This is a genomic window from Microvirga tunisiensis (assembly GCF_009296175.1).
GTDB classification, from domain to species: domain Bacteria; phylum Pseudomonadota; class Alphaproteobacteria; order Rhizobiales; family Beijerinckiaceae; genus Microvirga; species Microvirga tunisiensis.
Map to the genome: position 1 here is coordinate 1 of NZ_VOSK01000368.1, position 5,518 is coordinate 5,518.

Annotated in this window: 6 protein-coding genes; 5 read left to right on the forward strand and 1 reads right to left on the reverse strand. The window is 62.7% G+C overall.

From position 1 onward, the window contains the following. Window positions 1-149 precede the first annotated feature (149 nt). The 5 genes from FS320_RS36785 to FS320_RS36805 all read left to right on the forward strand — a co-directional run bounded on the left by FS320_RS36785 (window position 150) and on the right by FS320_RS36805 (window position 4,336). Window positions 150-506, forward strand: a complete 357-nt coding sequence (locus FS320_RS36785; RefSeq protein WP_152717268.1) for a TOBE domain-containing protein — start codon at window positions 150-152, stop codon at window positions 504-506. Next, window positions 499-1,632, forward strand: a complete 1,134-nt coding sequence (locus FS320_RS36790) for an ABC transporter substrate-binding protein (protein WP_152717269.1) — start codon at window positions 499-501, stop codon at window positions 1,630-1,632. The genes FS320_RS36785 and FS320_RS36790 overlap by 8 nt, the downstream gene beginning before the upstream one ends. Before the next feature lie 93 nt (window positions 1,633-1,725). Continuing rightward, window positions 1,726-2,559 carry an ABC transporter permease gene (locus FS320_RS36795; RefSeq protein ID WP_152717270.1) on the forward strand — a complete coding sequence of 278 codons (834 nt, stop codon included), beginning with the start codon at window positions 1,726-1,728 and terminating at the stop codon, window positions 2,557-2,559. Next, window positions 2,556-3,470, forward strand: coding sequence for an ABC transporter permease (locus FS320_RS36800; RefSeq protein ID WP_152717271.1), 915 nt, complete (start codon window positions 2,556-2,558; stop codon window positions 3,468-3,470). Before FS320_RS36795 ends, FS320_RS36800 begins: the two co-directional genes overlap by 4 nt. A 14-nt stretch (window positions 3,471-3,484) precedes the next feature. Continuing rightward, window positions 3,485-4,336 carry an endonuclease/exonuclease/phosphatase family protein gene (locus FS320_RS36805; protein WP_152717272.1) on the forward strand — a complete coding sequence of 284 codons (852 nt, stop codon included), beginning with the start codon at window positions 3,485-3,487 and terminating at the stop codon, window positions 4,334-4,336. Here the strand turns inward: FS320_RS36805 and FS320_RS36810 are convergent. Then, window positions 4,254-5,282, reverse strand: a complete 1,029-nt coding sequence (locus FS320_RS36810; protein WP_152717273.1) for an IS481 family transposase — start codon at window positions 5,280-5,282, stop codon at window positions 4,254-4,256. The genes FS320_RS36805 and FS320_RS36810 overlap by 83 nt on opposite strands. Window positions 5,283-5,518: the final 236 nt, after the last annotated feature.

A 5,518-nucleotide genomic window follows, 5' to 3' on the forward strand; every position in this document is an offset into this window, starting at 1 on the left:
TATCCTGACCAGTACTCCGAGCGGCATCTGCGCACACTCCAGCGGCGTCTGAAAATCTGGCGCCGGGATGCGGCATGGGCCATGGTGTTCGGGTCATCGGATCAAGGCTCGGTGCCCGCAGAGCCCTGAGGCTTGCCGGGAGCATGAAGATGAGGCAACGACCATCCGTGTCGGGAGCATTCTTCGGTGAGGCAATACGCGGCACGACGACAGCATTTGGCGGAGACGTGCCCGTCGGGCCCGTAACCGCCTATTTTCGCGACGATATCGCTTCGCTCGACGATCCGCGTGCCCGGATCGACGGCTCGATCGTCCTTCCGGGAAAAATCACGCAGAGAACGTATCCCGGAGGACACTACAGGTACGTGGTCGCCATTGGCGACCGTCACTTCACTGTGACGGACGATCGCTATCACGAGCTCGACCGCCCGGTAGGCCTACGCCTGCCACTGGCGGCGTTGCACCTGTTTCCCAAAACCCAGACTACGGGAGGACACCATGCGTAAAAGCTTACTGGCTGCGGGACTTGCAGCCCTTCTCATGAGCAGTGCGACAAGTGCACAGACGCTCAACGTTGCGACTGCCGGCGATCAGAACATGGTCGATTACATCAAGGATTATCTCGGGCCGCTCTTCGAAAAGAGCCACCCGGGCGTGAAGGTGGTGGCCGTCGGCACCGGACCGGGCGATGGCGGATCGCAAAAGATCTTCGAGAAGCTTGATGCGCAGAAAAAGGCGGCGGCCGCAGCGGATTTCGACGTGGTGGTCATCCACCAGAAGGCTGCGGGCACCATGGTTCAGGATGGGCTGATCAAGAAGTACCGGGACGCTCTCCCCACCGGCAGCCTGGTCACGCGCGAATCCGCGACGAATGCGCTCGGCACCGACGTCTCCGGCTACGTCATGCCCATGTTCCATTCGCAGACGGCGATCGCTTACAATCCGGATCTCATCAAGAATCCGCCCAACAATTACGCCGAGCTGCGCGATTGGGTGAAGAAGAACCCGAAGCAATTCGGCTATAACGGCATCAAGGGCGGCATGTCCGGCGTCGCGTTCGTCACCGGGTGGATTTCCGCGTTCGGCGGCGATGCGGCGAAGCTCGAAAAGGGGCCTTACGATGCCGCCACGAAGGCGACCTGGGACAAGGCGATGGCCGATCTGAAGGATTTCAACCAGAACGTCGTCATCACACCCGGCAACGCCGGCACGCTCGACATGCTCAATCGCGGCGAAATCGCCATGGGGCCGGTCTGGGTGGACATGTTCTATACCTGGAAGGCTGATGGAAAGCTTCCGCCGACCATGCGCCTGAAGCTTGTTTCGCCCGGCATGCCCGGACAGCCGATGTACTACGCCATTCCGTCCAAGACGGCGCAGGACAAGCTCGCCGCGGAGTTCATCGCCCTTGCGACGAGTCCGGACGTGCAGGCGGAAGGCATCGTGAAGCGCTTCAACTGGTATCCGGGCATTGATGCCAAGAACCTGGAAGGCAAGCTCGATCAGGCGGCCTGGAACCAGCTCTTCGCCGACATCCCGCCGGACACGCTCGCGGCGAACGGCAAGCCGTTCCCGATCGGACCGTACTTCAACGACATTCTCGAAACCTACGAGAAGAAGGTGGCCAACTAGGTCATCCGTCAGAATGTGGGCGGCCTGTGTGGCAGGCCGCCTGCGCCTCATTGGCCTCAAGGCGTTCCAGCGGGACCGGGACAGTTCCAGATCATGGCGAGACCTTCGTTCTTCGGCCTTCTGCTCATCGCACCGGCACTCGCGATGATCGGCGCGCTGTTTCTCTATCCCCTTGGGTTCTCGCTCGCTGCGGCGTTCACAGAGCCGGGAGGCGGCCTGTCGCTCATGCACTTCCAGAAGGCTTACGAGCTCTACTCGACCGACATTCTTTTCACGCTGTTCATCGTCGTCGTTTCGACGCTCCTGACCGGCCTGTTCTCGATCGCGATATCGGGAATTCTCACGCTCGGCGAAACACCCTGGCTGGTTGCAGCGCTGCGCGCGCTCTATCGCTGGCCGCTCTTCATTCCCTTCATCGTCGCGGCCCAGTGCATGAGGACCTTCCTGGCGAAGAACGGCCTCATGAACAATACCTTTGTGGCACTCGGGGTGATGGAGCCGATCCAGGCCACGAGCTTCCTCGACTGGCGTGGCATCATCATCACCTTCGTATGGAAGCAGGTGCCTTTCGTGACGCTGATGCTCGCCGGAGCCATGGCTTCCATCGACCGCGCCACCATCGAGGCAGGACGTACTCTCGGCGCTTCGCGGGTGCGGGTGCTGATCGAACTCGTGCTGCCGCAGGTGGCGCAGACGCTCCTCGTCGGCCTCGTCCTTTCCTTCGTCACCATGCTGTCCGTTCTGTCGGTGCCGATGATGGTTGCGGGCTCGCAGCCCACGATGCTCACCGTGGACATGGCGTTCCGCATCAACTCCTATGGTGATTACGCCACGGCCAACGCGCTTGGCGTCATCTCCTATGCCATCGCCGGAACTGTCGCGTGGATCTATCTTCGCCACAGCGTCAAGCGCGAGGTGCAGGCATGAGCGGGCGCCTCCACCTCTCACCCGCAAATGCGGAGCCGCTCGCCGGATCCGGCAAATCCCAAGCTGTTTCGCGCAAGTCGGGATCATCCGTCGCCGCCGCTAGGGTCTGGGCCCTGGGCTCGACAAGTCTCAAGATCCTAGGCCTTGCATTCTTTGCCTTCCTTCTCTTCGGGCCTCTGGCCAATCTCGCCCTGTGGTCGGTCGCGGAGCGGTGGTATACCCCGTTCAAGCTCCCTGTTTCCTACGGCATGCGCTACTGGGAGGTGGTCTTCCGCCCCACGGGCGACGCCATGACATCGCTGATGACAAGCGTTGCCATCGCCTGCCTGACTGTCATGGTGGCGCTCGCCATTTCAGTCCCGGCAGGCTATGCCCTGGCCCGTCTCAAGCTGCCCTGGCGCACGGCTCTGATGATTCTGTTCCTGTTGCCCCAGGCCTTCCCGTCGGTGGCGATCTACATCAACGTGGCGCGGGTCTTCTACAGCATCGGGCTCACTGGAACGATCACCGGCGTCGTGCTGGTTCACGCGGCCCATGGCCTCGTCTATTCGGTCTGGATCGCAGCCGCGGCCTTCGCGGCCATCGACCGGGATCTCGAACTCGCCGCGCGCAATATCGGAGCCTCGCCGCTGCGGACCTTCTTCACCGTGACATTGCCGCTCGCGGCCCCCGGCATCATGGCGAGCGCAATTTTCGTTTTCCTGGAATCGCTCGATGAATTCACCGGCACCTTCTTCGTCGGCGTACCTCAGGTGACGACGCTCCCGCTCCTTCTCTACAACGCGAGCATGGGCGGCAATTATCAGATCGCTTCCATCACGGCCCTCATCCTGCTCGTGCCGTCTGTCGTGTTCATGATCGTCATCGAGCGCTTCCTGAAAGCCGACGTGCTGAGTAAGGTCGGCCAGTAAGGCGTTGGAACGGCATGCTCAGAATCATTACCTGGAACATCCAATGGGGCTTGGGCATCGACGGGTCCGTCGATCTCCGGCGAATCGTGGACGAGGCGCACGCCATCGCGGTTTTCGATGTGCTCTGCCTGCAGGAGGTCTCGGACAATTTTTCCGATCTCAAGGGCAATGGGGGAGCGAACCAGTTCGCTGAACTGGCGCGGTTCCTGCCGGGTTACACGGCCGTCGAGGGGGTTGCACTCGATGTTCCGGATGGGGCAGGGCACCGCCGCCGCTTCGGCAACATGATCCTGTCCCGCCTGCCTGTGGCGCAAGTGCTGCGATATACCCTGCCGTGGGAGGCCGCTTCCACCCGCAACATGCCGCGTCTCCTGCTGGAGGCGGTCGTCGAAGGGCCCTCGGGACCTCTTCGGGTCATGACCACGCATCTGGAATACTCAGCCCACAAGCTGAGGCGGGCACAGGTCGAGGGCATCCGCGAAGCCCATCGCACGGCCTGTGAGCGCGTCGCCGTGCCCCGCGAGGACGGTCCCGGCACCTATGCTCTGTTCCCCACCTCGGCGTCGGCCGTACTGACCGGCGATTTCAACATGCGTCCGGACGATCCGGTGAAGCAGCGGATCTCGGAGCCTTTCGACAATGAGGTGCCTCCTCTTCTCGATGCATGGCAGGTCGCCCATGGAGCGAGTCCGCACCCGACCTCGTTCCGCCTCTTCGACCAGTCGGACGGGCCCTCGCATTGCTGTGACTTCATGTTCGTGACCGAAGATCTCGGGTCCAGGATCAGCCGGGTCGATTACAACCAAACGACACAGGCCTCAGATCACCAGTGTCTGGATGCGAGACCTCCTTGGCGGCAGCGATGACCTGGAGGGCGGGCGGCAACGCGTCTGAATCGGGTGGCTTGTAGCGGCGGTTGGCCAGCTTCGGCTCGGCAGCCAGGCGGCTTCGCACAACCTCATCCGGGGATCGCCCCTTGAGCACGCGCTGACGTCTCCTGTTGTAAGCCTGATTGAAGCCCTTGAGCAGCGTCTCGAGATCCCGATGGCTATAGATCGTGATGCCGAGCACCTCGCGCTGCACCCGCCCGTTGAAGCGCTCCACGAGACCATTGGTTTGCGGTGTATACGGCTTGGTCCTGCGGTGCTCCAGCTTCAGCTGGCGGCAGGCGTCCTCGAAAGCATCCGCCGTGAAGCAGGATCCTCGATCCGTCAGGACGTGCGTGACCTTGAAGGGGAAGGCGCGCACCGCCTCTTTCAGGAAGGCGACCGCGCTGGTGGCCAGCTCATCGTCCTTGACGGCCAGATGCACCCACCGTGAGCAGCGGTCGATGGCCACATACAAATAGCGCTTGCGGCGCTCGCCGTTGGCGGTCTGCAGCTTGGGCAGGTGCTTGATGTCCATGTGGATGAAGCCGAGATCGTAATCCTTGAACGTGCCGCTCCGGCGCTGGCGCTGCTGCGCCGAGGGCAATCGTCCCAAGCCTTCCGCCTTGAGGATGCGGTAGACGGCATCGCGGTTGAGATGCGGCAGGAAATGGCTGACCACAAACGTGAGGTCATCGAGCGGGAAGCCGGTGGCCTGGCGCAGGGCACAGACGATGGCGCGCTCTTCCTCGGTGGCCTTCCAGGGCAGCTTGTGCGGCCGGCTGCTATGGTCCTGGCAGTCCTGTGCGCCGCGCTTGCGCCACTTGCGGATGGTCTCGGTGCTCACGCTGAAGCGCTGGGCCAGCACGCCGGTGGGCTCTCTCGAGCGGGCGATCTCTTGGCGGACGGCTGGAGTGGTGCGGGCTTGCGGATGAAGGGAGTGCATCACGTCCTCCTGCGGTGAGAAGCTCGGCGTCGCAGGCCGTCAAAGCGCCAAGTATACTCCTCAATGGCGTAACGCACCTGATCCCAACAACGTTCCGCTACCAAACAACACGAGCCGCTACGGCCGGATCGCCGCCCGCGCCTGGCGCAGCTGATCACGGGGGATGGTCGGCCCCTGCCGCCGCGGCTGGCGGCGGAGATCGCCCATCAGCTCGACTGGCTCGAACTCGTGCTGCG

Coding starts and splice junctions, on each gene's coding strand:
- FS320_RS36785 (WP_152717268.1), top strand. CDS start 150: ATGAGGCAACGACCATCCGTGTCGGGAGCATTCTTCGGTGAGGCAATA.
- FS320_RS36790 (WP_152717269.1), top strand. CDS start 499: ATGCGTAAAAGCTTACTGGCTGCGGGACTTGCAGCCCTTCTCATGAGC.
- FS320_RS36795 (WP_152717270.1), top strand. CDS start 1,726: ATGGCGAGACCTTCGTTCTTCGGCCTTCTGCTCATCGCACCGGCACTC.
- FS320_RS36800 (WP_152717271.1), top strand. CDS start 2,556: ATGAGCGGGCGCCTCCACCTCTCACCCGCAAATGCGGAGCCGCTCGCC.
- FS320_RS36805 (WP_152717272.1), top strand. CDS start 3,485: ATGCTCAGAATCATTACCTGGAACATCCAATGGGGCTTGGGCATCGAC.
- FS320_RS36810 (WP_152717273.1), bottom strand. CDS start 5,282: ATGCACTCCCTTCATCCGCAAGCCCGCACCACTCCAGCCGTCCGCCAA.